Raw genomic sequence first — 26,381 nt, 5'->3', positions numbered from 1 at the left:
AATGACATGTATCCGATTATGGACACCACTAACGACCTATCGCCGATCAATGATCTGAAGGCCGTTACCCCAAGTGATTCAACTGATTTGCCGAACGGTCCTTGCCGTGGCTTGCTTTTTACGGCCGCAGGAAACATCACATTCGATACCGCCGCAGGCACAACGGTCACGATCCCCGTCAATTCAAGTTGGTTTGGCGCTGTGATCTACATACGAGCTAAGCGTGTTCGCGCTACTGGCACAACCTCTTCCGGCATTTTTGCCTGCTACTAAGGATATAGACATGACCATGATCGATATGAAACAAAGCGCTGAGGAAGCGCAAGAGAACTCTCCTGAAGTTGGCCAAGATGCGCCGATGTACCCCTATGGTTTGCGCATTAGCCTAGACGATGGCGCGTTGGAGAAGCTGGGCGTAACTGCACTGCCTAAAGTCGGCTCCAAGATACAAGTTACGGCAATGTGTGAAGTGTGTAGCACTTCCGAGTATTCCGATCAAGCGGGTGAAAAAGAAGCAAACGTATCACTTCAAATTACCGCTATGGAACTGGGCTCAGTGCAAGAGGAGCAAACCAGCGCGAGCATTGCAAGTGCGCTCTACGGCTCTTAAGTTTCCATACGTTAGCTAATCGCTTGTAGATTCCCTTACATGCAACCTGACCCATTCGACAACTTACGGCAGCAAGAAGACGCTGCCGAAAAAGCTAAAGATCGTGCAAAGCAAAAAGCGCATGCCGAACTCGAAGACATTAAGTGGCTGATGGGTGTTAAACGAGGTCGCCGTGTTGTGTACGGAATTTTAGAAAGAGCGGGCGTATGGCGATTGTCGTTTCATACGAACGCGTTGCAAATGGCTTTTAACGAGGGGTGTCGTAATGAAGGCTTGGCGCTGTTATCCAAACTTCAATTGCATTGCCCCGAACTTCAATCATTGATGCTCAAGGAAAGTAAAGATGAGTGATTCAGCACCAATTACGCAGGCAACCGCAAACACACCAATTAGCGGGGATGCGCAACCGGCTGCAAGCGTGGCACCAGCGGCAACATCAGCTCCGGCTTCGGCCCCAGCGGGTGATGCTACTACCGCCGCGCCTGCAACCACTTCGCAGCAGGCAACTGAAGGACAACCCGCAGCAACACCAGCTGCGGCCAACACTGAAGGCGACACGGGCACTAAGGGCGATCAGCCTTCTAGCGCACCGGAAAAGTACGAGTTCAAAGCTCCTGAAGGCACATCGTTAGATGAAGCCGTCATTGCTGAATACTCCACCGTTGCCAAAGAGTTGGGCTTGTCACAAGAAGCCGCGCAGAAGGTAATCGATAAGCTGGCCCCGAAATTGGCCGAGCGCACCGCTGCCGCACAAGTGGAAGCCTTTAACGCATTTAAGGATGGGCTAGAAGCCCAAACTCGTGCCGATAAGGAACTAGGCGGTGACAAGCTTAACGAGAACCTTGCGGTAGCCAAAAAGGCCTTAAACGCTTTTGGCACGCCGGAGTTGCGCAAGCTGTTAGACGATACCGGCTTAGCTAATCACCCTGAGGTGATTCGCGTGCTTTTCAAAGCCGGTAAATCCATCAGCGAGGATCGTTTCGTACCAGGCGGCACACAACCTACTAAAGGTGAACGTGACGCTGCGAGCGCCCTCTATCCGAAACAAAAAACTGCTTAAAGGAATTAAAAAATGACAACCTTAGGAACCAATGCTTTAACGCTAGCGGATTGGGCTAAACGCTTAGATCCGGATGGCAAAGTGCCAACTGTAGCTGAGTTGCTTTCTCAATCAAATGAAATCCTCGAAGATGCTGTGTTTACTGAAGGCAATTTGCCAACAGGCCACCGCGTCACAATCCGTACTGGTTTGCCACAAGTTTACTGGCGCTCAATCAACCAAGGTGTGCCATCTAGCAAGTCGGCAACTGCTCAGGTTGATGAATCCGTTGGTATGCTCGAAGCTTACTGCCGCGTTGACCAAGACTTAGCTGAACTGAACGGCAACACTAGCCAATTCCGCTTGTCTGAAGATACTGCTTTCTTGGAAGCAATGAATCAAACTCAAGCCGGTACTATGTTCTACGGCAACCCTTCAACAGATCCACGTCAATACTTGGGCTTAGCTCCACGTTTTAGCGCAATCTCTGGTGCAGGTAACGCTCAGAACATCATCAATGCTGGTGGCGCGTCTACTAACAACACTTCTATTTGGTTGGTTGTTTGGGGTGAGAATACTGTGTTCTGCACATTCCCTAAAGGCTCCAAAGCTGGTTTGACACACGAAGATATGGGCGTATTGACTGTTTATGACAGCAACAACAACCCATACCAAGCGTATCAAACTCACTACCAGTGGAAAAATGGCTTGGTAGTAAAAGACTGGCGCTATGTTGTTCGTATCGCCAACATCAATACTGCCAACTTGGTAGCCAACACTTCGGCTGCTGACTTGATCGCGTTGATGAGCCGTGCACTTGACCGTATTCCTAACTTCGGAATGGGCCGTGCAGCGTTCTACATGAACCGCACTGTGTACTCAATCCTACGCTTACAAGCTTTGAACAAGAGCAACTACGCGTTGTCCGTTGAGAAAGGCCTCAATCAGTTCGGTACAGCAGCAAGCTGGCTCAACTTTGAGGGTGTCCCATTGCGTCGTGTCGATCAGCTTCTGAACACTGAAGCCACGATTTCTTAATCGACTTAAATTTAGGAGAATTACTATGATTTTAGATGCACTCTTAACCTTAGCGGGTTCTATCGTTGGTAATACCGTTACTCCTCAAACAGTAACGGGTACAAATACCAACGTGCTCTCAACCAACGTGATTGACTTGTCCACTGGTGGTATTCCATCTGGCCAAGTACGTGATATTGGTGAAGGCTCTGATATTCCAGCATTGCGCGTTGAAGTAATGACCGCATTTGCGGGCGCTACTAGCGTGGAATTCCAAGCTATCCAGCACGACGATACAGCCCAATCTACCAACGTTACTGTTGTCGGCTCTACTGGCGCCATTCCTGTCGCTTCATTAGTAGCTGGCGCACGTTTTGTTGCTGAAATCAACCCACGTATTGCAAGCAAAGGCCAACGCTATTTAAGCGGCCGTTTTGTAATCGTCGGCGCTGGCTCTGCCGGTGCGATTTTTGCAGACATCGGCGTTGAAATCCAAGATGGTCAGAAGTTCTTGCCATCCGGCTTTGCAGTTCTTTAATAGGAGTTAAAACATGGCTAAGTACCGCGTAAAAACAAAATCATTCCTCGGCAATTCTGTAGTTGAAGAGGGCGCTGTTATCGATTTTGACGGCATCCCTGGCGACAACTTGGAAGCGATCGATGAACCAGCTAAGGAAGCCGAACAAGCGGCAGAGGGTATTGATGCAGTGTCCTTGGAGCGGCAACAAGCTGCTGCAAAGGGCGTAGCGGATCTTCCCCCTGTTGAACCGGATGCCCCACTGGTTTAACGCGGTACCCATTGTTGTAGGTAACGGGGGACTTCGCGCCCCCGTTTTTTCTAGGAGTTTGTAATGAGCGCTGATGTTGATATTTGTAATTTAGCCTTAGCCCATTTGGGTGATGCGGCTATTGTTCAGAATATTAGCCCCCCTGATGGCAGTGCTCAATCTTCTCACTGTGCGCGTTTTTATCCTGCAGCACGTGACGCACTTTTAGAGTTACACGCCTGGGCGTTTTCTACAAGGCGCGTAGCGTTAGCTTCAGTGGCTAACCCCACAATCACTTCCCAAAATGCCGATGGCCTTTGGAAGTATGCCTATGCTGAACCCGCCGATTTAGTGAACTATTTAGCGGTTTTAGATCCCGCAGCCGGAGATGATTACAGCGTGGGTATCCCCGCGCCCAACACTTACGGCTTTGGCGGTGGCATGGTAGGTAAGTACACGCCGCAACAATACGAAACAGAAACCGACATTAACGGAAACGTCATTATTTTGACGAATGTGCAAAACGCTATTTTGCGTTACACCGTGGCGATTACTGATACCACCAAGTTTTCTTCTCTCTTTACCTTAGCGCTCTCACACCTATTGGCCAGTATGTTGGCAGGCCCTTTATTAAAAGGGGATTCAGGACGAGCAGCCGCAAAGGATCAAACGATTTTATTTAATAACGTGATGGGACAAGCGCGTAGTTCAGACGCAAACCAACGCAATATTAAACCAACGCAGGGCGCTCCTTGGATGGCGAATAGAGGATGAGTATTCGGTTACTTGAGCACTCGTTCTCTGCTGGAGAGCTTACTCCTGAACTCTTCGGTCGGGTGGATCTAGCTAAGCGTCAAGAAGGTTTAGCCCTTTGTCGCAATTTTATTACGCTCCCCCACGGCCCTGCAGTTAATCGTCCAGGCACTGAGTACATTCGTGCTGTTAAAAACTCAGCTAATCCTACTCGGTTAATTTCTTTTTCATACTCCAATACTCAAACCTTTGCCATTGAATTGGGGGCAGGGTATTTTCGCTTTCACACTAATGGCGCAACGCTTTTAGATCCAGGTACCGGATTACCTTATGAAGTAGTCAACTCTTACGCCGCTGCTGATCTGTTTGATATTCACTATATCCAATCAGCCGATGTAATGACCTTGGTACACCCTAATTACCCACCTCAAGAGCTCAAACGCTACGGCGCAACAAATTGGATACTCAGTACTCCAGTATTTACGCCACCTGCAAACCCTATTACTGGTTTAACCGCCACGGCCACAGGCACCGGCGGTACACCAGTAACTCAAAGCTATGTTGTCACCACAGTATTGGCCACTAATTTACAAGAATCCGTAGCTTCGAGCGCGGCAACTTGCAGCAATGATTTAACCGTGGCGAACCACACCAATACAATTACTTGGACAGATCCTAGCACTGCGGGTACCAATGTTCGGTACTACATTTACAAACTTATCAACGGTCTGTACGGGTATATTGGCCAATCGGCTAGTGGTAGCTTTATTGATACTTACATCACTCCTGACGTATCTAAAACACCTCCAATCCCTGATGCTAATGCCGCTTTCAATAGCGCAGGCAACTACCCCGCTGCGGTAAGTTACTTTCAACAACGCAGGCTCTTTGCTGGAACCGGCAACGGGCCACAAAACCTTTGGGCTACACGTAGCGGTACTGAATCCGATATGAGTTACACGCTTCCCGTGCGTGATGACAATAGGGTATCGCTTCGTATTGCCGCTCGTGAAGCTAGTGCGATTCGCCATATTGTCCCTTCGGCTCAAATGCTTCTCTTTACGGCAAGCTGTGAATGGTTGGTAGCTGCACCAGGCAATCAAGTACTAACGCCCTCTAACGTGAGTGTTACGCCGCAGTCGTATATCGGCGCTAATAACGTTACGCCTCAGGTAGTCAACAATTTAATTTTATACGCTGCCGCCAGGGGAGGCCACATTCGAGAAGTGTCTTATAGCTGGCAAGTAAGTGGCTATACCTCAAGCGATATTTGTCTAATGGCTCCGCACCTATTTGACTACAACACGATTTTAGATATGGCTTACTCACGTGGGCCAGTACCAATTTTGTGGGCAATCTCTTCAAGCGGTTCATTGCTTGGCATGACGTATGTGCCTGAACAACAATTAGCCGCATGGCATCACCACGATACGGCTGCAAGCGGCGTATTCGAGTCCTGTTGCGTTGTTACTGAGAACAATGAGGATATGCTCTACGTCATTGTTAATCGCGTTATAAATGGCTCTACAGTACGCTACGTTGAACGCTTGCACACTCGCCTCTACGCGACTCCGGCCGATGCGTTTTATGTTGATGCTGGCACAACCTACAACACGGGCAGCCCAGTAACCACAATCTCAGGTTTGACTTGGTTAGAAGGTCAAACAGTCAACATTCTTGCTGATGGCGCAGTAATGAACCCAAGAGTAGTTACGGGTGGCGCGATCACGTTAGACCAGCCTGCAACGAAAGTAACTATTGGGCTACCAATTACGGCGCAATTGCAAACGTTGCCCGCCATTATCTCTTCGGATCCAGCGGCCGGCCACGGCAACCAAAAGAATGTAAACAAGGTTTGGCTTCGCGTGTATCGCTCAAGCGGTATTCGTGTTGGACCAGACTTTAATAACCTAGTGCAGTACGGTCAACGCACGACAGAGAGCTACGGATCACCGCCTAACTTAATTAACGATGTAATTGAAGTGGTACTTAGCCCTTCATCGGGCGTGAACGGTCAAGTGTGTATTCAACAAACAGACCCTTTGCCACTTGACATAGCGGCAATTACTTTAGAAATGGAAATGGGGGGTTAAGGCTATGGGATTAGGAGCCGCTGGAAATGCAAATTTACAAAGCGCTGGATTAGGCCTACAGGCTTTTGGCGTAGGCGCTTCTGCCTTTGGGTCTTACAACACGGCAACTGCTCAAAAATCCGTATTGAATTATGAATCTTCTGTTGCCACTAACAACGCCACGTTAGCAAACTATCAAGCGAATGTCGCTCAGCAAGTGGGCGATCAGCAACTAAACAACTCAGAGTTAAGATCTGCCCAGCTATTCGGTACCCAACGCGCCACGCTTGCGGCAAATGGCGTTGATTTAGGGTCGGGTTCTGCTAATGAGGTTTTGGCCACCACTAAATACATGGGTGAGCGAGATGCACTCACAATCCAAAACAACACCGCTAATCAGGTATGGGGTTACAAAACCCAAGGTCAAAATTACACCTCAGAAGCCGCAGCGGACTCCGCTACGGCAAACGCAATTAATCCTCGAATGGCCGCGGCTACTTCGCTACTTGGTGGTGCCGGCACTGTCGCTTCTAACTGGTACAAGCAAATTAAATAAATCATGCCAAAAGTCCCCGAATACGATAGCCCTACTGTAGGCTTACAAGAACTCCCAACAGTAAGACAGCAAACCCCAAACCGAATGTTGTTAGGTGCCAGTATTGGCCCCGAACAACAAGTCCGATTAGGCAATGCGATTCAAACTTTTGGTAACGGTGTTCACCAAGCGGCCGCAACTGAAGCTGATGCTCAACTGATTGGGTCTATTCAAGGAATCCTGTACGGCACTCCTGATAACCCAACCTCAGGGTACCTAAATCAAAAAGGTAAAAACGCAGTAGATACCTACCAAGATACGGTTAAATCTCTTCAAAATCTTGCTCCTAGTCAAGCTCAAAATCTATCCGGTGAAGCAAGCGGATTAGCTCAAACCTCTACCAATATGCGGGTGCAATCCGCGCTTGCTCAAATTACTCAGCATAACGCTCAACAAATTGGGGTTTACCAACAAGCTGCAGGGGCTACGCGAATTAAAGCCGCCGCAGATGGCGCGGCATTGTCATTTAATCCTGTAGTAGATAAACCAGGGCTTAACTACGACACTAAGGCCAACGAGGCGAGTAGTCCTTATGAGTTAAATCTTAGAACAGTAAACGCGGAAGCCAATAGCCTTGCTGATCTGCAAGGTATCCGCGATCCTGATTTACGCGCCGAATTCATCAAAGATCAAATGGGCAAAACCTATGTGAGTGTGATCTCTCACATGGTAGACGGTATCGGCAAGGGAGCAAAAAACGCTAACGGCGCAACCATTCAAATGGCACAAAGCTATTTTGATGCCGTAAAAGACAATATCCCTTTAGAGCAACGCGACAAAATTCAATCCGTACTTAAAGCGGGTGCAATGCAAGATACGGTGCTAAGCTATTCCGATAGCTTGATGGATAGCAAAAAGGGCGAAAGCGCTCAGTTTGCTCAAATTCGTAAAGACTTTGAAGCGGGCAAAATTAGTGGTGCTGAACGTGAGCAAATTGAATCACGGATTAGTCACTTAAATTCTCGCGCTCGTGAAGCTGATAATCAAAATACGGCAAACGTCGTAGGTCAAGCCCAAGATTTCTTTATCAAGAATCCAGGCATGACGATGACAGACTTGCCGCCAACTATTTACGCGGCCCTAGAGCGTAAAGGTCAATTGGCTGCACTCGATGGCTTTTCACGCAGAGAAGCTAATCACACCGATATGGCTACTTTGCAAACAGTTCAAAGTCATTTTGGGGACGGAAGCGATAACGACATTACCAAAATGAATGATGCTGATTTCTTGAGCATGCACGGCAAGTTATCCGATAAAGATTGGAAGTACTGGAACACCCAACGGGATAACAGTAAGAAAGGGATTGTTTCCTCTCGCACTGACCCAGGTAGCGTTGCGGAGGGCGTATTTAATGGTGCCCTTAAATCCCGCTTAGTTCAAGTTGGTATCGACCCTTCACGAATGAAAAACCCTGACGATAAGGCGCGTCTAGGCGGCCTTCAACAATTTGCAAAAGAATGGGTTATTCAAGATCAAACCGCCGCCGGTCATAAGTTCAATGACGATCAGATCGGTAAATCATTGGATCGACTCATGTCCACCAATGTGGAATTCAGAACTTCCTTTATGGGTATTGATACCGGTAATGGATCAAAACAATTAGTGAAGATGGATTACGGCAGCCTACCTAAGGATGCAAAAGAGGGAATTCGTAACGCCCTTATTAAACGGGGTAACGCCAACCCAACCAATCAAGACGTTCTAAATTACTACTGGAGATTGCATGGCCAAAATTGATGATCTGACCTCGCCGGATGCGTGGGAAGCGGCCACTCAAAGTTATCTTGACAAGCACACTGCCCAAGTGGGCACTAGCATTTATTCTGCTACAGGGGTGGATCCCGATAAGGCGGCACGCGCCCAAGCCGTTGGTAAGACCTTAGGTATCCCAACGCAATCGGTAATGGCCTATCCCGAGGATCCTGAGCGTCAATTAAAGGTCCAGCAGGCTAACCCCTCAAACCTTGTACAAACTTCGCCTACGCTGGCGCAGAACCTAGTTAATCAAAACACGGCCAATATTATTCACGACGATTTGCCTAATGCTTCGGGATTAGAGCAAGGTCTTCGTAGCGCTCCTACCTTTCAGAAATGGGATGCTCCCGATGACACTCCAGGGATGCGGGATCGACTAAGTAATTGGTGGCGTGGCGTGTTTGGTCAACCGACGGTTCAAGAAGATAGAACTGCGCAACGCTCAGCTGAGGCTAATGCAATCATCGCTTCAAGACGTGCAGGCGTTGCGGGTGACGATGCAGCGTGGGAGGCTTCACGCAAGGCTATTGGCGGTAGTTCACGAATACCAGATATTGCAGCTGAGAAGTTTATCGACTCAGCAACGTTTGGATTAGTTGCGCCAACAGACCCAACTAAATCACACTCATGGCAAGATTCTGTCGCTGGCGGCCTTGGCCAACTAGCGGGATTTTTAACGGGGCCTGTAAAGGGTGCCAATGCGCTTACGGGTATGACACCTTTAGCGGCGCTTACTGAAAAGGTTGCGGGAGAGTCTTTTCTTAAAAGCCTCTCGAAAAATGTTATCGAGCAGGCAGCTACTTTGTCTATCGCTTCGGGTCTTGAACAAGCTGGGCATGCGCTACTTGATACCAATAATGTGGGTGATGCCGCTAAGCTAGAAAAAGATGCAGTGCTCGGAGGTGCGGGTACTGGCGCTATATTTGGCGCAGCTGGAAAGGTGCTACCTGACAGCACGATATTGCAAGGCGTCTTGCGCGGTATCGGTGTAAATACTGCTATGGGCGCACTACATGGCGATCCGATGGAGGCTTTTGATACCGTTAAAGACGTGCTCCAAGGCAATAACACTCCAGGCTTGGAAGAGCGGGTATTTAACGTACTATTGAACAGCGTATTTTCATTGCATGGCGCTGGTCGCACTGAAGGCGGTTGGCTGCACGACGCTACCAAAATGAAGGTGGCTGAGCAGGACTTTCAAACCCTCAGCACTATTGGCCAACTTTCAGCAACATCAAAATGGCGTGAGCGCGATCCTGAAGGTTTTAAAAACTTTGTCCAATCCGTGACTGAAGACGGCAAGCTTGATGGGGTTTACATCGAGGGTAAGAGTTTTGCGCAAGGATTAGAAAAGGCGGGGATTACCCCCGATGAAGTGCGCAACATGATGCCTGATGTGGCCAGTCAAATGAATGAAGCCATCCAAACTGATGGCTATGTTCGTATCCCTACGGAAGATTACTTAACGCATATTGCAGGTGGTGAGCTTGATAAAGAAATACTCCAGCACTTAAAGACTGACCCCGACGGCATGACCTATGCCGATGCTCAAAAGTTTTACGAGGATCATACTGAAAGCCTTAAAGCATTGGCCTTGGAAGGAGTTAAGGATCAGGCGCAAATTGATGCCTTTAAGCAATCGCAAGAAGAAGTCCAAAACCATATCCAAAGCCAATTAGATGGTTTGGGTCGCCACTCTACTGATGTGAATAAAGTCTATGCGAGCGTGCAAGCTTCTGTGCTTACGCGCATTGCCGCAGCGGAAGGGATTACACCGGAAGAGGCTTTTGTAAAGTATGGCGCAAACGTAACTGGTACTGCTATCGGCAATGGGTTTAATCAAGATAAAAGTCTAATTGCACAACACAATTTAAGCAGCGAAAACCTGCTTCATGCGGATCTCATGGGTGGTTTGCCTGTACCTTCTTTGGCCATCACAAAAAGAGAAAACCCAATTAAGGGTTTTGGCGATATAACTTTACTTGCAGATAAGGGGTTAATAGACCCCAAAGGGGGCGCTAAGGTTTTTGGCTCTGACATATACAGCCCACGCTACCCAAGTGTTGACGTAAAGCTTGATAAGCACGCTCTTAAAGCAATTAACGAAAAGCTTAAAGATTTTAGCGAGGGCCGTGAGATATATAGCGGCGCTATTAGCTCGGCAGAAGACTTGGCTAGAGTGAAGGCTTTTGAAAAATATGCTGAAGCACAAGGCGTAAATAAAAACGAATACCACGCACTCAAGGATTTGGCTGAAAAAACATTACGCGATGTCGGCGCTAAAGAGAAAATATTTAAGGGTTACAACAATGGCGGCTATCGCCAATACATAGATCACACCCTAGATAACGTTGTAAAGATCCTAAAAAAAGACCTTCGCGGGGGTGAGAATTTTAACTACGGAGTTGGCAGTATTCGATCTAAGGTATCGCCGCAATTTAAAAGCATTGAACAAATTAGAAAATCTAAGGACTCACTGGTAAGTGAAGAGTCTTTTGATGCGCTTAAAAAAGAGATTAACAGTGACTTTGTTAAGGTTGCTGAGAGTCTTGTTGACTTCCATCCAGCAAGTAAGGGGTTTGGCTTTTTAGATTCAGTATCGCTAACAATGCAAGATGCAGCCACTATGGGACTGCCTAAAGCCCTAAAGGAGAATGGCTTTAACGATGTGCCTGAAGCTCAGCAAAAAGAAATTGTTGAGTTTATGAATAAGTTACGCAATCTTCCAACCGCCTATTTCGAGGCAAAGCTATTACGCTCCGTAGAATTGCATGAGTTCAAGGGTGCTGTAGTGCCTGATGATGTGGATGCAAAAGTTATTAAAGCGCTGAGTGACAAAGGCATTACTGATATTCGTACCTATAAGCAGGGCGATGAAGTTGATAGGGCTGCCAAGATCGGTGAGTTTGAACATTTATTCTTTCAAGATAACCGCGGTACCTATACGCCTGAGAACCGTACCATCGCTCTGTTAAAAGATGCGAACTTAACTACGTACCTTCACGAAACGGGCCATTGGGCTTTAGATATGTACTCGCATATCGCTGAAAATAACCCAGCAATCCGCGGTGAAATGGACAAGTTGCTTAATTGGTTTGGCGTTGACTCACTAGAAAAATGGAATTCAATGAGCATTGACGAACAGCGTCAATACCATGAGCAATTCGCTAGAGGGTTTGAAGCATATTTAATGGAAGGCAAAGCCCCTAGTTCAGAGTTGCGCCCGATATTTGCGCGTATCAAAACGTGGATGTTAGATTTCTATAAGAGCCTAAGCGGGCTTAACGTAGAACTCACTCCTGAGGTTCGCGGAGTGTTTGACAGGATGCTAGCTAGTGAAGAGGCTATTCGCCAAGCGGAGGCCGCCCGAGTCTTTGAGCCTTTGTTTAAAGATAAGCCCGATAGCATGACCGACGCAGATTGGGCTAACTACATTACCCTTGGCCAAGAGGGTACCCAAGAAGCCATAGATGCGATGCAAGCTAAATCCCTGCGAGATATGAAGTGGTCACGTGGCGCAAAAAGCAAAGCTCTCAAAGCGGCTCAAAAACAGGCGGATAGCCTACGTCGTGAAGTACGTATGGAGGTAACTAAAGAAGTGATGAGCCAGCCGCTATATCGTGCCTGGACATTCCTTACCGCTAAACAAGGGGACAAGGTAGCGGGCAAAGGCGATAAAGCCTATAAAGCCGGTGAAATAAACCCTAACGAAGACAATATCTTTACGGCTATATCTAAGCTTGGCGGCTTGAAGTTTGAGGCAGTAGAGCACGCTTGGGGCGTTAAGGATAGCGAACGTCAAAAGATTAACGAGCACGGCTCTAAGGGCAAGCCAGTGGTTCATAAAACTGGTGGCGTAGAAATTGACGAAATGGCTGAGAAGCTAGCGCGTGAAGGCTACCTAACTGAGGACGAGCACGGCAAAGCCGATGTGGCTGAACTCGAAGCCATGTTTGAAGATCAACGTCGTGGCGTAGATCGATATTCATTTAACCGTGATATGAATGAAGCCTACGGTGATGGCTGGCAAGCTCTCCCCGATTTGCCTGATATGGCATACGGCAAGCTTAGCGTTAAAGACATTGAGTACATGTTCGGTGATGCTAAAGATGCGCCATGGCGTAAGCTAGAAGCGCTCAAAATGACTAGCAAAAAAGACGGCCTAGATCCGCAAATTGTGGCAGAGCTATTTGGCCTGCCTTCCGGCAAAGACCTGGTTAAATCTTTGGTTGAAACTGAGCACCCTAAGGCAATCATTGAGGGTCTTACTGACCGCCGCATGCTAGAGCAACACGGCGAACTCGCTACGGATCGGGCTATTGATGATGCCGCTAGTGCAGCCATACATAATGACGTTCGCGCCCGCTTCATGGCTACGGGCCTTAAGGTGTTGGCCAAGTCTTCAGTATCCGCTAGAGAGCTGCTTAAAGGCGCAAGAGAAGCCGCCGATACGGCGGTGGGTAGCAAGAAGGTAAAAGACCTAAACCCACGCCAGTATGAGGTAGCAGAGTCCAAAGCCAATAAGCAGGCTATCAAAGATGCCGCCAAAGACCCAGCAACGGCAGTGCAGGCTCAACGCGCTGCATTATTAAACAATCAATTGGTCAAGTCTTCGCAACAAGCTATTGCCGATGTGCGCAAGGGATTGGACTATCAAGCCAAGTTTGATAAACCAAGCGTGCGTGAGAATATCGACGTAGCGTTTCGGGATCAGATTGATGCGATCCGTGCGCAGTACGACTTCCGTAGGAGCATGACACCTGAGGCGGCTAGAGAGAATCGCTTGCAATCTCTTGAGTCCTTTGTTGAAAAGCTATCTGCGATGAAGTTTGCTGTGGATGTCCCTGAGTGGATGCTCGATGCCACTAACCGCACGCACTACAAAGACCTCACGGTAGATCAATTCCGCGGGATGATTGACGCGATTAAATCCATTGAGCATTTAGGAAGATCCACCCAAAAAGTAATGGATGGCGCTGAGAACCGCTTACTAGCCGATGTCGCTTTAGAGGCTGAAAAGCAATTAGAGGCGCTGCCTCAGCGTAAAGTCGATGGCAACCGTGGCCTATCCATGATCGCTAAAAAGTGGGTAGGGGCTAAATCTCTCGGTAGAAGCTTTGCTGCTTCGCTAATGAAGACTGAGCAAATGTGCGATTGGCTTGATAACCACGACTCTAACGGCGTATTTAACCGCTTAGTGTTCCGTAAGATTGCTGATGCAGAAGGCAAGCGCAATGATCTTGACCTAAAGATTTCTAAGATGGTTGAGAGCTATGTAGCTTCGGTACCTAAAGAGCTAATTAAGAATAACCGCGGGGCAATTGAAATGCCTGGCGTTATCGATGCTCTAACTGGCGAAACTCAAAAGCTGACTTGGGGCGAGAAGATTGCATTAGCTGGTATTCGTGGCGATGCTGGCCACTTTGCCAAGTTGCTTAAAGGCGAGAAGTGGAGCGCTGATGCCGTTCTTGATTTCTTAGATAAGAACATGGCTAAGGAAGAATGGGGTTTTGTAAAAGGCTTATCGGAAACCTTTGAAGAGCTTGCCCCTTTAAAAGCACAAATGATGCGCGAACTCGGTAGCACTGAGCCTAAGCTAGTAGATAAGATCGCTTTCAAAACCCAGCACGGCGATATGCCTGGTTGGTATTGGCCAATCAGCTATGACCCAGCGCGTAGCCATTCCGTCAAGGAGCGCAACGCAAAGCATGAAGCTTCTTTATTTGAAGATAATATTTTTGCTAAAGCCGATACCTCTACTGGCCGTGAGAATACGCGTAATGAAAACTACGCTAAGCCGATGTTGCTCTCGATTGATACCTTGCCTAGGATCTTAAAGGACGAGATCAGGGACATCACTACCCGTAAAGCCATTATCGAAGCAGATCGCTTTTTAACCCACCCTGACGTGCGCAAGGGCGTATCTTCGGTGCTATCCCCTGAGCACTACGATGTATTTAACGGCTGGCTACTATCCTTGGCCAACGATGCAATGGTGAAGCCTTCTGAGCTACAAATGTGGGATAGGCTCTCGCATGAGCTTCGTACCCGCACTACCATGGTCGGTCTTGGCTTTCGGATCTCAACAATGGTGCAGCACGGTCTTACGGCCGCTGGTGAATCTATTGCAGAAGCGGGTCCTAAGGCGATGGCTAAAGGACTATTTAACTCCAAGACGGCTGCAGCGTTAAGTCTTATTGGCCCCGAGTGGATGCAAAAAGGTTTAGATAACTTCTTGCGTGATACTCAATTTGCACAAAATCGTGACTTTATCTTTGAGCGTAGCGCTGAGATGCGCCACCGTAGCAATGAGATTGAGCGCGATGTGCGCGACAAGCTTCGGGAAATTCAAGTTGCCTTAATGGATCCGGCTACTGGCTCAATTGAGCGGGCTAAGCTAGCAATTGAATCTAGGGCGTATTCAGGCATTGCCATGTTAGATATGGCCTCTGCTTTGCCTACATGGATGGGCGGCTACCTGAAGGGTTTAGAGAAGACTGAAAAGGGCGGTTTGGGCATGAGCGAAGAAGATGCCGTTTACTTTGCCGATAAGACAGTTCGCAATGCTCACGGTGGCGGTGGTATTAAGGATCTCGCCCAGGTGCAACGCGGCTCTGAGTTCTTCAAACTCTTCACCATGTTCTATACCTTTTGGAACCATAACATTAACCGCATTATGGATACTGGCAAGCGCATAAAGGAATTGCCTGCTGAGTATAGGGATGCGAAGGAAAGTGGCGATTGGGCTGGATTTAGAGGTGATGTAGGTACTTTAGTGCTGCGCTCCTTCATGTACACCCTTGGCGTGCAGGCAATCCACCACATGATGCACCCACCTAAAGAGGACGATCAAAACCCCGAAGGCTGGCTAATGTGGTTTGGCAAGCAAATGGCACTATCAGGTCTTAGCGGTGTGCCGTTAGCAAGGGACGTAGTAGGGCACTACGCTGGAGGTAAGGATTATGAAATGAGCCCAATCGCTTCGCTTATTCACAATACCGATTCGCTCTTAAAGGACATGGATAGCAATAGCACTTCGGATCGCTTTATTAAGCACGCTCTAACCGAAGCGGGTTATATCTTCGGATTACCTCTTGGCCAACCCGCTAGCACTGTGCAATTCTTATCCGATGTTTGGACGGGCAATCAAAACCCTCAAGACATATCGGAATGGTGGCGCGGAGTGACTACCGGCAACACCAGAGATCACTAGCTAGAAGTTTCCATACCCATGAAATACCACCCCACAATTAGGCCAATAATTCATAAGGTGGTGGAATGAGTATATCTAGTGACTCCACGCGTAAGGCTGGCCCCTTCACCGGAACAGGGGCCATTGTCCCTTTACCGTTTAGCTTTAAGGTCTTTACTGCGGCCGACGTATTGGTTATCCGCACCGATTTAAGCGGTGTTGAATCGACGCTCACCCTTAGCTCTGATTACACAGTTACCCTTAACTCTAATCAGGACTCTAATCCTGGAGGCGTAGTAACCCCTCTCGTAGCTCCTGGCGTTGGGTACCTAACAACTCTCTCAAGCCAAGTGGCAGCTATCCAGTCTGTAATTTTGACCAATACAGGCGGCTTTTTCCCAACTGTTCTAAATGATGCAATGGATCGCTTGACGATTCTTGTGCAGCAATTAAAAGAGCAAATGAGCCGTGCGGTAACTACCAGTATTTCAAGTGGTATTAGCCCCTCTGTGATGGCTAGTTACATTGTCGCTTTGTATAACAACCTTTCAAACATCATTAGCGTAGCAGGTAATACAACCAACATTAACGCAGTTAATGCGAATTCGACAAACATCAATACCGTAGCGGCTGATCACACGCCAATCAACGTAATAGGCTCTAATTCAGCGCAAGTAATCGCTTTAGGTAACGACCTAACGGGTCTGCCAGTGGCTGTAGATTATGGTGATTTATCACCCGCAACAAACCCAGCGGGCGCGAGCGGGGTTATCGCCACGGTATATAACGATCTTACAAATATCAATACTGTTGCTAGTGATAAAGCTAACATTGATGCGGTAGCTGGCGACCTTACTAATATCAATACTGTTGCTAGTGATAAAGCCAATATTGATTTGGTTGTTACCAATATAGGGGCTATCGATACCAATGCAACAAACATTGGTGTAATTCAAAACGCTAATGCCAATGCCGCTGCCGCTGCCGCCTCTGCCGCCGCTGCTGCGATTAGCGCTTCTTCGGCTGCCGCTAGCGCTGCTACGGGGGCTTTGGTATTTGCTGGTGAGGCTTTGGTAGCTTCTGCGGCCACTGCCGATATTGGTGCGGCAACTAGCATGAATGTGCTCATTAGCGGCACAACCACAATCACCTCATTCGGTTCAACCGCGGCGGCTGGCGTACATCGTGATGTACGTATGGCTGCTGGCTTGACCTTAACTTATAACGCTACCTCGTTAATCCTCCCTGGTGCAGCCAACATCGTAACGGCCGCGGGGGATTGCTTTGAAGCCGAGTGCTTAGGCTCAGGCAACTGGGTAGTTCGATCTTATCAACGGGCGAGTGGTGCCCCATTAGCGCTAGCAAATGCCAGTGTTACTGCAGCCGCACTGGCGGCTACCCTTGATCTAGGAACCGTACCATGAGTAATGCTGTTCAACGCCGCCGTGGGACAACTGCGCAACACGCGGGATTTACTGGTCTTGTCGGTGAGTTCACTTACGACTCGACTAAAAAGGTAGTAGTAACCCACGATGGCGCAACGGCTGGCGGTAATCCGATGGCGCCCTATATTTTGACTTTAAACAATTTTGCAAAAGCCAATCGCGCAATCGTAGCTTTTACGGCCACTGGCGCAGGTACTGCAACTTTGTCACAAAATATTTATGTGGACGTAGTAGGCCAACCAATGAGCTTTGTTTCGGGCGCTACAGTAGTGATGCCCACCCTTACGGCGGGAACTGACTACGCTATCTATGCGTGTACTGACGGCACAATAAGAGCCGATTCAAGCTTTACCAATCCGAGCGGATACACCACAAGTAACAGTATTCAGATTGGTGGATTCCACTACGCCCCTGGGGGTAATGCTTCAGCTCAAGCCGGTGGTAATACCACTCCGGCCATTAACCCTTACTCATTTTGGGATTTGAAATTTAGGCCAAAATGCCCTGATCCACGTGGTATGACTTTGGTAGCAAATAGCTTTTGGTCTGACATTTACCTATTGAATGTCAACCACATTACCAATGGAACTTCTAAGTACAACGTGGCCTACGCCCGTGGTACTACGCCGCCATTGGTGCCTACTGCTTTCGGCGGTAACGGTTCTACTGCTTATGCAGAATTTAACTGGTGGGAGGCGGCTGAAGTTACTGCCGCTTACGGTAAACGCTTGCCACGTCACCAAGAATTTTCAGCTTTAGCATACGGTACAACTGAAGCCTCGGCTATTGGTGCGGATCAAACTAATACGATTCTCAATGCTGCCTACACCTCTAAGTGGGGTGTTATTCAATCTACAGGTGTTCTCGACCAATGGGGCAACGAATTCGGCGGTGGCGCTGCGGCTCCTGGCTGGGTTAATAACACTATCGGCCGCGGTCAAACTTACCAGCTTCCGAACGCCGTACTCTTTGGGGGCTCCTGGGGTGATGGTGCGCTCGCGGGTTCGCGTTTCTCGTATTGGAGCGACTCTCCCACGCTCTCGAGCATCAACATCGGGGCGCGCGGCGTCTGTGATCACCTGATTCTTGTTTAGCGGGGCGATAGCCCCGCCTACGTATGCAGCCAACAGAGGAAATAACACAATGCTACGACCAAATGGTGATAGTGGAAAAATACGAAAAGGTAATTTCGTATTGCTATCCCATCGCTCAGTCGATGCCAAGAAAACACGGTGTTGCAAGGGATATGTTCTTGGAGTGTCTGCTAGGTCAACCCGACCTATTCTTCCAAGCGGGCAAGTCCAATCAGATTTCAAAGATTTACGTAGCCGACGCAGGGTTAGCGCAGCTACGGTTTTGGATGCGTTTTCTCAAAACCATTCGGTGTATGACTCCCCATCAAGTTCAAACGGCACAAGTGCTAATTGCGGAAGTGGGCGGGATGATTCACTCTTGGATTGGGAAAAGACAGCAGGGGCAGGCTGGGAAATAACGCCGTACTCTTTGGGGGCAACTGGAGTGATGGTGCGAACGCAGGTTCGCGTTACTCGAATTGGAACAACTCTCCCACGAACTCGAACAACAACATCGGGGCGCGCGGCGTCTGTGGCGACATCACTTTATTGCTCTGTAAACGCTACGGCTTTACAGGCAGACCATTCAAAGTGTGGTCAGCCGGTTCTGTCCTCCTTCGGGAAATATAGTGCTGGGTCTGGTAGATCACTTAGTAGTTTATCGAAAGGTGCAGCCAGCTTTTTTATGAAGCGACACAAAAACTTAATAGATCAAATAACTTCAATCGAGAATTTGCGTCTAGCTTATAGAAATACGGCCAAGGCAAAGCGAATGACTTGGGGGTACTTGCAGTTTAAAGAGTACGACGAACTCAATTTATTACGCGTGCAAGAAGAGTTAAAAGCCGGAGCCTATCAGATAGGTGAGTACCGTACTTTTATCGTTAAAGAGCCAAAACCAAGATTGATTTCAGCATTGAATTTTAAAGATCGCTTGGTGCAACATGCTTTATGCAATGTAATTGCACCGATCTTTGAACGAGGCCTAATGCCTTACACCTTTGCTTGTAGGGTGGGTATGGGTACTCACGCTGGTGTGAAGCATATTCAAGCAAGATTAAGAAGTACAGAGGCTAAATACTTCCTTAAAACAGATTACTCTAAGTTCTTCCCCAGCGTTGATCATCCTGTTTTGCATGAGATGATCGATCGCAAAATTGGATGTGAAAAGACGTTGCAAATTATCCGAGAAATAGTGCCTTTGGAAGGTAAGGGCATTCCTATCGGCAGCTTAACTAGTCAACTTTTCGCCAATGTTTACGGCAATGCAGTAGATCGTTTTATTCATTTTGAACTCGGTCATCGGCACTGGGCGCGATACATGGATGACATCGTATCTCTTGGTGACGATATGAATAAACTCCGAAGCGATTTCTACAGAATTCAAGAATTCTCACAAGAAAAGTTAAAGCTCAATATTAGCAAATGGCAAGTGTCGCCAGTAAATAAAGGCATTAACTTTTTAGGCTATCGCGTATGGCCTGAATTTAAGTTAATTCGTAAGGACTCTGTGGTGAGGGCTAAACGAAAAATAGATCGCTATATTAAAAATAACAATGAGTTAAAGCTTGAAAAGTTTTTAGGCTCCTGGCGTGGTCACACCCAGTGGGCAGATACCAATAATTTATTTAACTGGCTGGAGAAAAAGCATGGCAACAATTATTAACACTAGAGAAGATTTGGATGCTATCGCTGGCACTCCTGAACACGATCAATTTATGAGCTATCTAAAAGGCAGTATGACTCGCAAACAAGATACAGCCATATATCCTGATGGCTACGGCAAGGTAGATTATGCCGGAGCAGTAGTAGCTCCTGTGTGGGCTGATGTAGAAGACCTATCAACCATTACAAGCTTTGGTTTTACCAAAGCCGACTTTGCTTAATAGGTAGCCAATCGTGACAGGTCAAGATCAAGCTGTAGAAAACGCACTCCTTCGCAGGGATGTAGAAGAACTATCTCAAAAAGTAGAAGAGCTCTCTGCCGATGTGAAGGCCTTAGTAACGGCTTGGCAAACCGCAAATAATATAGTAGTCGCCGTTAAATACATTGCCGGAGCCGTAGCGGCAATCGGTGTTATTTGGGGCGCAGTGAAACTATACCTATCAAAATGAGAATCATGCTTCATCCTGACTGGAAGTACATCCTGCGTAAAGCGTGGAGTTTGAAGTTTATTGCTTTGTCGGGATTATGTAGCGGGCTAGTCTTAGTCCTTCCTTTTTATCAGCTGGATCTGCCTAGAAATACCTTTTCACTTTTATTGGTCTTTTGTTCGGTATTGGCTCCTGTGTTCTCGGTAATGGCTGGGGTATGCCGACTGGTAAAGCAAAGGGGTATTGATGGCCAGTGATCCTTCCAATAGAACGTATGGGCCTAGAGTAGCTATCGCCACTCTAGTAGTGGCCGCCAGCACTTTGGTTGGCATTGCCGTTAATGAGAATTATGTCGGCAAAACCACAATCGATCCTGGTGGTGCTTCCTTTATTGGGTTTGGTGAATCTCAAGGGGCTACCCCTGGCGCCACGACTACACCAGTTAGAGCGCTAGTTCAATTAAATAGATCGGTAAATGTCTATGCCGATGGTGTGCGGAACTGCATCAAGGTACCGCTTTACCAATATGAATTTGATTCCTATGTGGATGTTGCTTACAACGTTGGCGTAAATGCTTTTTGTAAATCTCCTATAGCGGCTAAAGCCAATCAGCAAGACTATCGGGGGGCTTGTGAGGCGATGCTCAATTGGTACACACACGATCATCAAGGTCATGTTTTATCCGGATTGATCAATCGTAGAAAAAATGAATATTCAACCTGCATGGGCCAATAATGAATTTAACGGATCTAAACCCTCAAACCCTTCTAATGAAGGTTGTCGCTTGGCTGGCCATCATTGGTCTTGTGATCTTCGGTTTATGGGCCACGGCCGATCATTTTGAAAATGTTGGATACCAAAAGGCTAAAAACGAGTACACGGCTCAGGCTTTAAAAGATACCCAGGCAGCTCGCCTTAAAGAGCAAACCCTACAAACCAAGTTAAATGAGGCTCAAAATGCACGATCAAAAGCTGAAAATGCTCTTCTTGCTAGCGCTATTGCTAACCGCAATGCTGTTAGCCAGCTGCGCCAACAACTCGACACCACAAACCGCAATCTGTCCAGCTATTCCAGCGCAGCCCTCGCCGCAAGAGTCACCACCCTCAGTACAGTACTCGAAGAGTGCACAAGCCAATATAGCGAATTGGCAACAAAGGCTGACGGACACGTTGCCGATCTCAAACTAATGGAAGACGCTTGGCCTAAGTAAAAGTGCACTATAGGGTGATGTACGACTCAATAGAAACAAGCACTTAAAGGGTTATGCCTGTAGAATCTATAGTGCAATTTAGGTTTTGTAACTGTTTGATTGGTAAAGGTAAAAGCTAGTTCAGAAGTATGGGCTACGAACCAAGGGGTCGTGGGTTCAATTCCTGCCAGCCGCACCAACCTACATAAGGGCCTAGTTGAAAAACTAGGCCCTTTCTCTTTTTAGGCTTTTCTCAGCCCTTTCACAGAGATACCTTATAGTCTGCTTATGAGCACTTCTGACACCATTTCTGCCGTTTCTGACACCCCAGTGGCTGTTTGGTCGCAGGTAGATGCTAATAATGCCAAAGTGCTGATGAGCGGCAATGTGAACGTCTATTCCTTGGGCGGGGTTTGGACTCAAGTCCGCAATTCTCAAGATGTGTGGCTCAAGCAGGGCGATGGTAAAAACAAGTCTCTAATTTTTGATGCCTCCAAAGTCACTTTTCTAGATGGCGCTGGTATTGCATTTCTGATTGGGATTGAAGAGGCGCAAACAACAGCGGGTGCAAAGTTTGATGTCGTGGGCTTAAATCCTCGCTATGAACCTTTACTAACTGAATTCAATCCCATCGGTAATTTATTTCCAGTTCCAGTTGTAAAGCCCAAAAGAAGTTTTGTGGTCAGCACAGGAATGGCAACCCAAAATTTAATTGATGATGCTGTTGGATTAATTTCATTTACCGGACATCTGGTAGCTGATTTAGCTTGGTCTATCCGTTATCCCAAGCAAGTGCGCTGGGGTGATTTTGTGAACGCTGCTGTGCAAGCAGGTATTGCAGCATTACCTATCGTTGGGCTAGTCGCGTTTTTGATTGGCGTCATTCTTTCTTTCCAGGCCGCTATCGGCATGCAGCAGTTTGGCGCAGTATCTTTTGTTGGTCCGCTGGCGGCCTTGGGTATTGTGCGAGAAATGGGCCCATTAATTACCGCCATTTTGTTAGCAGGGCGTTCCTCAGCAGCATTTGCTGCCGAGATTGGCACGATGACTGTTAATAGTGAGGTAGATGCGCTGGTTTCTGGCGGCTTAAGCCCAATTCGCTTTTTAGTTGTGCCACGCGTCTTGGCAGGTATTTTGGTTGCACCTATTTTGACTTTATTTGCTGACATCGTCAGTATTTTTTCCTCAATGTTGACGATGTTGATCTACGGCATTCCATTTATTAACTTCTACAACGGCATGCTCTCGGCTGTAGATATCGAAGATATTGGTTCAGGTTTAATTAAAGCAACTCTTTTTGGCGTAGTTGTCTCAGCGGTTGGTTGCCTGCGTGGCATGCAAACCGGAAATGGTGCGGCTGCAGTTGGTATTTCAGCAACGCGTGCAGTAGTTAGCAGCATTGTTTTGATTGTGTTGGTCGATGGTATTTTTGCCTTCATTTCCTATAAGACAGGTTTCTGATGGATACGCCAAGCAAATCTCAATGCGCGATTGATGTTCAAAACCTCACCGTAGGTTATGGCTCTAACATCCTGATGCAAAATCTGAATTTCACGGTGAATTACGGTGAAATTTTTGTGATTCTGGGTGGCTCGGGTTGTGGCAAATCCAGTTTATTAAAAAACTTGTTCGGCCTCTATCAGCCCCTGTCTGGCGATGTTCTGATTGAAGGACAAAACATCACTACCGCAGTTGGAGCAGAGCGCCAGAAGATCATGACAAGCTTTGGCGTCATGTATCAACAAGGCGCCTTATTTGGTTCCATGAATTTGCTCGATAACGTGACTTTGTTTATGCAGGAATACACACAGCTAACACAAGCGCAAATGGATTTACTGGCGCGCTGTAAGCTAGATTTAGTCGGTCTGTTGCCTTATGAGTCTTATATGCCCAGTGAAATTAGTGGTGGTATGCAAAAAAGGGCGGCGATCGCTCGTGCCATGGCGCTGGATCCCAAAATATTATTCTTAGATGAGCCATCTGCCGGCTTGGATCCTATTACGTCTGCCGATCTCGATAGCACGATTCAGGATTTATCAAAAAACCTAGGCATTACCTTTGTCATCGTATCCCATGAGCTTGCTAGCATTTATGCCATTGCTGACAAAGTGATCATGCTAGACAAAGGTGCTAAGGGAATCATCGCTGAGGGAGATCCAAAAGTATTGCGCGATACCAGTAAAGATCCACGGGTGCATCAATTCTTCAATCGTATTATGAGTAAGGACGCAGCATGAGTAATAACTCAAATCCCAATTATTTTCGCTTAGGCGCTTTTGTGCTCGCCGCAATTGGTGTACTGATTGCTGTGATCCTCATTTTCGGCGGAGGCAAATTCTTCCAAAAATCATTTATGGTCGAAACCTATATCAAGCAGTCTGTAACAGGCTTGGATGCAGGGGCGGCTGTACGGTTTCGTGGGGTTAAGATTGGTCAGGTCACATCGATTGGCCTATCTGGTGATATTTACGAAAGAGATTTGCCTTTTCATGATCGCCGTCAGTATGTTGTCGTCAGAATGCAAATTTTTGGTGACAAAGTAAATCAAGATCAAATTAGCGAGTTTGTAAAAAATAATTTGCGAGCTCGCATCAAATCTATGGGTATTACGGGGGTAAATTACGTTGAGTTTGATTTTATTGCTCATGCATCCGATACTCCCGCCCTCCCTTTTTCTTGGAAGCCCGAGTATCCAGTAATCCCATCTATGCCAAACCAAGCGGATGAAATTATTTCGGGCATTCAGAATCTGATTGGTGCCTTGAATAATATGAATATCGATGGCACACAGAAAAAATTGGACGCCTTGCTAGGCAATCTCAATGTGCTGATGGCAGGAGATGGTAGAGGTAATGAAGGCATGATTGAATCCGTTAAGCAGTTAAACGTCATCATGGCTCGCATTACTAAAGCAACCGATAAAGAAGAGCTTGGTGTTCTGATGCGTGAATTAGTGGCGGCCACCTCTTCTTTGCGCCAAACTATTACGAGTGTGCAGGGTGACACTGTTTTGACGATAGAAAATATTAAGCAGGCAAGCGAGAACTTGAACGAATTTAGCCGTATTGCCAGCCAATCGCCATCAAGCCTAATCTGGAGTGATCCGCCAAAGAAAATTACACCCACTAGTAGCGCAGGTCAGTCTGGAGCTCAGAAATGATGAAGCGTATTTTATTTACCTTTGCCATCTTAGGGTTGGCCTCATGTACCTTTCCCACGAGGCCACCAGTAGGGCCGACTACCTGGATGGTGTCCCCAGATAGAACTGCGGCACCGCGTCAAGCTCGCACAGATATTTGGTTGAAGATGGGTTCTGTATCGGTTACGCCACCCTTTGATGGCAGATCTTTGGTCTACCGTACTGGCGATCAACGTTATGAAAAGGATTTTTATAACGTCTACACAACTATTCCTGCTGAAATGATTGGCAATGCTGAGCGCCAGTGGATGAATAAGGCGAATATTTTCTCCTCAACAGTAGGTCAAAGTAATAGCCTCTTTCCTTACTATTATTTACAGGCAACTGTAGAGGAGTTTTATGGTGATTATCGTAAGCAACCAGAGGCGGTAGTGAGCGTGGAGTTTTTCTTGAGCGCTACTAGTGCTGGCAAAGTTAATCCCTTGATTGGTGCAAACCGCTACACTAAGCGAGTAGCCCTTAGGGACAATACTCCTGAAGCGCTGGTATTGGGCCTGCAAGAAGCACTGGCTCAGATTTTCCAGGAGTACGAGGCGCAACTTTATAAATACGCCGGCAATTTACCAAAACCTTTAGGTCAGTAACTTTATGAAATCCACTTCAGTAAGTATTATTAAATTCGTTGGCGCAACATTACTGATTGCCGTAAGTTCACTTACTGCGGTCCAAGCAGAAACTTTCCCTAATAAGCCTATTCGCTTAATCGTTCCATTTGCACCCGGTGGAAGTACAGACATCATTGCACGAGCCGTTGGTGATGCTTTGGGTCGTCAGTTAGGTCAACCGGTGATTGTCGAGAATAAAGCGGGCGGTGGTGGTTCTATTGGCGCGTTGGAAGTGATGCGCTCACCAAAAGATGGTTACACCATTGGTATGGCTACCGTTTCCACCACAGCAGCCAATCCAGCGATTAATCCAAAGATTGGCTACGATCCTGTTACGGACTTCACGGCCATCAGCAATATTGCTGCGACACCAAATATCGTTGCAGTAAATCCATCATTCCCTGCAAAGGATTTCAAAACTTTTATGCAGGTTTTGAAGGCTAACCCTGGAAAATATTCTTATTCTAGCTCTGGCACTGGTGGTATTGGCCACCTTCAAACTGAACTTTTTAAGAGTTTGACTGGGGTATTTATTGTGCACATTCCTTATCGTGGAGCTGGTCCCGCATTGGCCGATACAGTGGGCGGTCAGGTTTCGATGATCTTTGACAACTTGCCATCGTCCTTACCTTTCATTAAAGACGGTAAGCTAGTGCCGATTGTGGTGGCTGCACCTAAGCGCTTGGCTCAATTACCGAATGTACCTACTTTTGCTGAAGTGGGTTTAGCGCCAGTTAATCGGATGGCTTATTACGGTCTATTGGGACCTGCAGGAATGCCAAAAGATATCGTAGATAAATATACGGCTGCTTTACAAAAAGTAGTGACCGATCCTGCGGTTAAGAAGCGTATTGAAGATACTGGCTCAATCATCAATGTGAATGGTTCTGAGGCGTTTACAAAAGAAATTAAAGCCGAGTACACCGTTTACAAAGAGGTAGTTGCCAAGCAGAAATTGCAGTTAGATTAAAAATA

At 47.2% G+C, this 26,381-nt stretch carries 26 protein-coding genes; all 26 read left to right on the top strand.

The window, feature by feature from the left end; translation table 11 throughout:
- Positions 1–6 precede the first annotated feature (6 nt).
- The 26 genes from ICN40_RS02515 (at position 7) to ICN40_RS02390 (ending at position 26,376) form a co-directional block, all read left to right on the top strand.
- Entirely contained in the window at positions 7–273 is a 267-nt protein-coding gene (locus ICN40_RS02515) for a hypothetical protein (RefSeq protein WP_216241905.1), read from the top strand.
- A gap of 10 nt (positions 274–283) precedes the next feature.
- On the top strand, positions 284–610 hold the full coding sequence (gp10, locus tag ICN40_RS02510; protein ID WP_216241903.1) for a capsid staple protein: 327 nt from the start codon (positions 284–286) through the stop codon (positions 608–610).
- A gap of 39 nt (positions 611–649) precedes the next feature.
- The gene (locus ICN40_RS02505) at positions 650–961 is read left to right on the top strand and encodes an endopeptidase (RefSeq protein WP_216241901.1); all 312 of its coding nucleotides are present in this window, start codon (positions 650–652) and stop codon (positions 959–961) included.
- Positions 954–1,670, top strand: a complete 717-nt coding sequence (locus tag ICN40_RS02500) for a protease (RefSeq protein WP_216241900.1) — start codon at positions 954–956, stop codon at positions 1,668–1,670. The genes ICN40_RS02505 and ICN40_RS02500 overlap by 8 nt, the downstream gene beginning before the upstream one ends.
- A gap of 12 nt (positions 1,671–1,682) precedes the next feature.
- Positions 1,683–2,687, top strand: coding sequence for a major capsid protein (locus tag ICN40_RS02495; protein ID WP_216241898.1), 1,005 nt, complete (start codon positions 1,683–1,685; stop codon positions 2,685–2,687).
- Positions 2,688–2,712: 25 nt separating this feature from the next.
- The gene (locus ICN40_RS02490) at positions 2,713–3,204 is read left to right on the top strand and encodes a Bbp16 family capsid cement protein (RefSeq protein WP_216241896.1); all 492 of its coding nucleotides are present in this window, start codon (positions 2,713–2,715) and stop codon (positions 3,202–3,204) included.
- Positions 3,205–3,217: 13 nt separating this feature from the next.
- A complete protein-coding gene (locus ICN40_RS02485) occupies positions 3,218–3,454 on the top strand; it encodes a hypothetical protein (RefSeq protein WP_216241894.1) in 237 nt (78 codons plus the stop codon).
- A 63-nt stretch (positions 3,455–3,517) separates the two neighbouring features.
- Positions 3,518–4,207, top strand: coding sequence for a hypothetical protein (locus ICN40_RS02480; RefSeq protein ID WP_216241892.1), 690 nt, complete (start codon positions 3,518–3,520; stop codon positions 4,205–4,207).
- The gene (locus ICN40_RS02475) at positions 4,204–6,279 is read left to right on the top strand and encodes a hypothetical protein (RefSeq protein WP_216241890.1); all 2,076 of its coding nucleotides are present in this window, start codon (positions 4,204–4,206) and stop codon (positions 6,277–6,279) included. Before ICN40_RS02480 ends, ICN40_RS02475 begins: the two co-directional genes overlap by 4 nt.
- A 4-nt stretch (positions 6,280–6,283) precedes the next feature.
- Positions 6,284–6,814 (top strand): hypothetical protein, encoded by a 531-nt coding sequence (locus ICN40_RS02470; protein ID WP_216241888.1) that lies wholly within the window; start codon positions 6,284–6,286, stop codon positions 6,812–6,814.
- A 3-nt stretch (positions 6,815–6,817) separates the two neighbouring features.
- Positions 6,818–8,590, top strand: a complete 1,773-nt coding sequence (locus ICN40_RS02465; RefSeq protein WP_216241886.1) for a hypothetical protein — start codon at positions 6,818–6,820, stop codon at positions 8,588–8,590.
- Positions 8,577–15,821, top strand: a complete 7,245-nt coding sequence (locus ICN40_RS02460; RefSeq protein ID WP_216241884.1) for a hypothetical protein — start codon at positions 8,577–8,579, stop codon at positions 15,819–15,821. Before ICN40_RS02465 ends, ICN40_RS02460 begins: the two co-directional genes overlap by 14 nt.
- 65 nt (positions 15,822–15,886) lie before the next feature.
- Positions 15,887–17,224 (top strand): hypothetical protein, encoded by a 1,338-nt coding sequence (locus ICN40_RS02455; protein WP_216241882.1) that lies wholly within the window; start codon positions 15,887–15,889, stop codon positions 17,222–17,224.
- Entirely contained in the window at positions 17,221–18,339 is a 1,119-nt protein-coding gene (locus ICN40_RS02450) for a hypothetical protein (RefSeq protein WP_216241880.1), read from the top strand. Before ICN40_RS02455 ends, ICN40_RS02450 begins: the two co-directional genes overlap by 4 nt.
- A 122-nt stretch (positions 18,340–18,461) precedes the next feature.
- The gene (locus ICN40_RS02445) at positions 18,462–18,737 is read left to right on the top strand and encodes a hypothetical protein (RefSeq protein ID WP_304608957.1); all 276 of its coding nucleotides are present in this window, start codon (positions 18,462–18,464) and stop codon (positions 18,735–18,737) included.
- Entirely contained in the window at positions 18,698–19,984 is a 1,287-nt protein-coding gene (locus ICN40_RS02440; RefSeq protein WP_255561091.1) for a reverse transcriptase/maturase family protein, read from the top strand. Before ICN40_RS02445 ends, ICN40_RS02440 begins: the two co-directional genes overlap by 40 nt.
- Positions 19,968–20,204 (top strand): hypothetical protein, encoded by a 237-nt coding sequence (locus tag ICN40_RS02435; RefSeq protein WP_216241876.1) that lies wholly within the window; start codon positions 19,968–19,970, stop codon positions 20,202–20,204. Before ICN40_RS02440 ends, ICN40_RS02435 begins: the two co-directional genes overlap by 17 nt.
- A gap of 13 nt (positions 20,205–20,217) precedes the next feature.
- Positions 20,218–20,433: a hypothetical protein gene (locus ICN40_RS02430; protein ID WP_216241874.1), complete on the top strand. Its 216-nt coding sequence runs from the start codon at positions 20,218–20,220 to the stop codon at positions 20,431–20,433.
- Positions 20,430–20,669 (top strand): hypothetical protein, encoded by a 240-nt coding sequence (locus ICN40_RS02425; RefSeq protein WP_216241872.1) that lies wholly within the window; start codon positions 20,430–20,432, stop codon positions 20,667–20,669. The genes ICN40_RS02430 and ICN40_RS02425 overlap by 4 nt, the downstream gene beginning before the upstream one ends.
- Positions 20,659–21,147 carry a lysozyme gene (locus tag ICN40_RS02420; RefSeq protein ID WP_216241870.1) on the top strand — a complete coding sequence of 163 codons (489 nt, stop codon included), beginning with the start codon at positions 20,659–20,661 and terminating at the stop codon, positions 21,145–21,147. The genes ICN40_RS02425 and ICN40_RS02420 overlap by 11 nt, the downstream gene beginning before the upstream one ends.
- Positions 21,147–21,623 (top strand): DUF2514 family protein, encoded by a 477-nt coding sequence (locus ICN40_RS02415; protein WP_216241868.1) that lies wholly within the window; start codon positions 21,147–21,149, stop codon positions 21,621–21,623. The genes ICN40_RS02420 and ICN40_RS02415 overlap by 1 nt, the downstream gene beginning before the upstream one ends.
- Positions 21,624–21,890: 267 nt before the next feature.
- Positions 21,891–23,063, top strand: a complete 1,173-nt coding sequence (locus tag ICN40_RS02410) for an ABC transporter permease (RefSeq protein ID WP_216241866.1) — start codon at positions 21,891–21,893, stop codon at positions 23,061–23,063.
- Complete coding sequence (locus ICN40_RS02405) at positions 23,063–23,839, top strand: ABC transporter ATP-binding protein (RefSeq protein WP_216241864.1); 777 nt, start codon at positions 23,063–23,065, stop codon at positions 23,837–23,839. Before ICN40_RS02410 ends, ICN40_RS02405 begins: the two co-directional genes overlap by 1 nt.
- Positions 23,836–24,762 carry an MlaD family protein gene (locus ICN40_RS02400; RefSeq protein WP_216241862.1) on the top strand — a complete coding sequence of 309 codons (927 nt, stop codon included), beginning with the start codon at positions 23,836–23,838 and terminating at the stop codon, positions 24,760–24,762. The genes ICN40_RS02405 and ICN40_RS02400 overlap by 4 nt, the downstream gene beginning before the upstream one ends.
- A complete protein-coding gene (locus ICN40_RS02395; RefSeq protein ID WP_216241860.1) occupies positions 24,759–25,385 on the top strand; it encodes a membrane integrity-associated transporter subunit PqiC in 627 nt (208 codons plus the stop codon). The genes ICN40_RS02400 and ICN40_RS02395 overlap by 4 nt, the downstream gene beginning before the upstream one ends.
- A 4-nt stretch (positions 25,386–25,389) precedes the next feature.
- Positions 25,390–26,376, top strand: a complete 987-nt coding sequence (locus ICN40_RS02390; protein WP_216121146.1) for a tripartite tricarboxylate transporter substrate binding protein BugE — start codon at positions 25,390–25,392, stop codon at positions 26,374–26,376.
- The last annotated feature ends 5 nt before the right edge of the window (positions 26,377–26,381 follow it).

The sequence above is a fragment of the Polynucleobacter sp. Fuers-14 genome, from assembly GCF_018882045.1.
Taxonomy (GTDB): domain Bacteria; phylum Pseudomonadota; class Gammaproteobacteria; order Burkholderiales; family Burkholderiaceae; genus Polynucleobacter.
Note: the sequence above shows the minus strand (reverse complement) of the source record. Positions and strands in the feature narration are given on the sequence as shown.

Excerpts from the sequence above, each read along its gene's own strand:
- ICN40_RS02515 (WP_216241905.1), top strand. The coding sequence starts at position 7 with ATGTATCCGATTATGGACACCACTAACGACCTATCGCCGATCAATGAT.
- gp10 (WP_216241903.1), top strand. The coding sequence starts at position 284 with ATGACCATGATCGATATGAAACAAAGCGCTGAGGAAGCGCAAGAGAAC.
- ICN40_RS02505 (WP_216241901.1), top strand. The coding sequence starts at position 650 with ATGCAACCTGACCCATTCGACAACTTACGGCAGCAAGAAGACGCTGCC.
- ICN40_RS02500 (WP_216241900.1), top strand. The coding sequence starts at position 954 with ATGAGTGATTCAGCACCAATTACGCAGGCAACCGCAAACACACCAATT.
- ICN40_RS02495 (WP_216241898.1), top strand. The coding sequence starts at position 1,683 with ATGACAACCTTAGGAACCAATGCTTTAACGCTAGCGGATTGGGCTAAA.
- ICN40_RS02490 (WP_216241896.1), top strand. The coding sequence starts at position 2,713 with ATGATTTTAGATGCACTCTTAACCTTAGCGGGTTCTATCGTTGGTAAT.
- ICN40_RS02485 (WP_216241894.1), top strand. The coding sequence starts at position 3,218 with ATGGCTAAGTACCGCGTAAAAACAAAATCATTCCTCGGCAATTCTGTA.
- ICN40_RS02480 (WP_216241892.1), top strand. The coding sequence starts at position 3,518 with ATGAGCGCTGATGTTGATATTTGTAATTTAGCCTTAGCCCATTTGGGT.
- ICN40_RS02475 (WP_216241890.1), top strand. The coding sequence starts at position 4,204 with ATGAGTATTCGGTTACTTGAGCACTCGTTCTCTGCTGGAGAGCTTACT.
- ICN40_RS02470 (WP_216241888.1), top strand. The coding sequence starts at position 6,284 with ATGGGATTAGGAGCCGCTGGAAATGCAAATTTACAAAGCGCTGGATTA.
- ICN40_RS02465 (WP_216241886.1), top strand. The coding sequence starts at position 6,818 with ATGCCAAAAGTCCCCGAATACGATAGCCCTACTGTAGGCTTACAAGAA.
- ICN40_RS02460 (WP_216241884.1), top strand. The coding sequence starts at position 8,577 with ATGGCCAAAATTGATGATCTGACCTCGCCGGATGCGTGGGAAGCGGCC.
- ICN40_RS02455 (WP_216241882.1), top strand. The coding sequence starts at position 15,887 with ATGAGTATATCTAGTGACTCCACGCGTAAGGCTGGCCCCTTCACCGGA.
- ICN40_RS02450 (WP_216241880.1), top strand. The coding sequence starts at position 17,221 with ATGAGTAATGCTGTTCAACGCCGCCGTGGGACAACTGCGCAACACGCG.
- ICN40_RS02445 (WP_304608957.1), top strand. The coding sequence starts at position 18,462 with ATGCCAAGAAAACACGGTGTTGCAAGGGATATGTTCTTGGAGTGTCTG.
- ICN40_RS02435 (WP_216241876.1), top strand. The coding sequence starts at position 19,968 with ATGGCAACAATTATTAACACTAGAGAAGATTTGGATGCTATCGCTGGC.
- ICN40_RS02425 (WP_216241872.1), top strand. The coding sequence starts at position 20,430 with ATGAGAATCATGCTTCATCCTGACTGGAAGTACATCCTGCGTAAAGCG.
- ICN40_RS02420 (WP_216241870.1), top strand. The coding sequence starts at position 20,659 with ATGGCCAGTGATCCTTCCAATAGAACGTATGGGCCTAGAGTAGCTATC.
- ICN40_RS02415 (WP_216241868.1), top strand. The coding sequence starts at position 21,147 with ATGAATTTAACGGATCTAAACCCTCAAACCCTTCTAATGAAGGTTGTC.
- ICN40_RS02410 (WP_216241866.1), top strand. The coding sequence starts at position 21,891 with ATGAGCACTTCTGACACCATTTCTGCCGTTTCTGACACCCCAGTGGCT.
- ICN40_RS02405 (WP_216241864.1), top strand. The coding sequence starts at position 23,063 with ATGGATACGCCAAGCAAATCTCAATGCGCGATTGATGTTCAAAACCTC.
- ICN40_RS02400 (WP_216241862.1), top strand. The coding sequence starts at position 23,836 with ATGAGTAATAACTCAAATCCCAATTATTTTCGCTTAGGCGCTTTTGTG.
- ICN40_RS02395 (WP_216241860.1), top strand. The coding sequence starts at position 24,759 with ATGATGAAGCGTATTTTATTTACCTTTGCCATCTTAGGGTTGGCCTCA.
- ICN40_RS02390 (WP_216121146.1), top strand. The coding sequence starts at position 25,390 with ATGAAATCCACTTCAGTAAGTATTATTAAATTCGTTGGCGCAACATTA.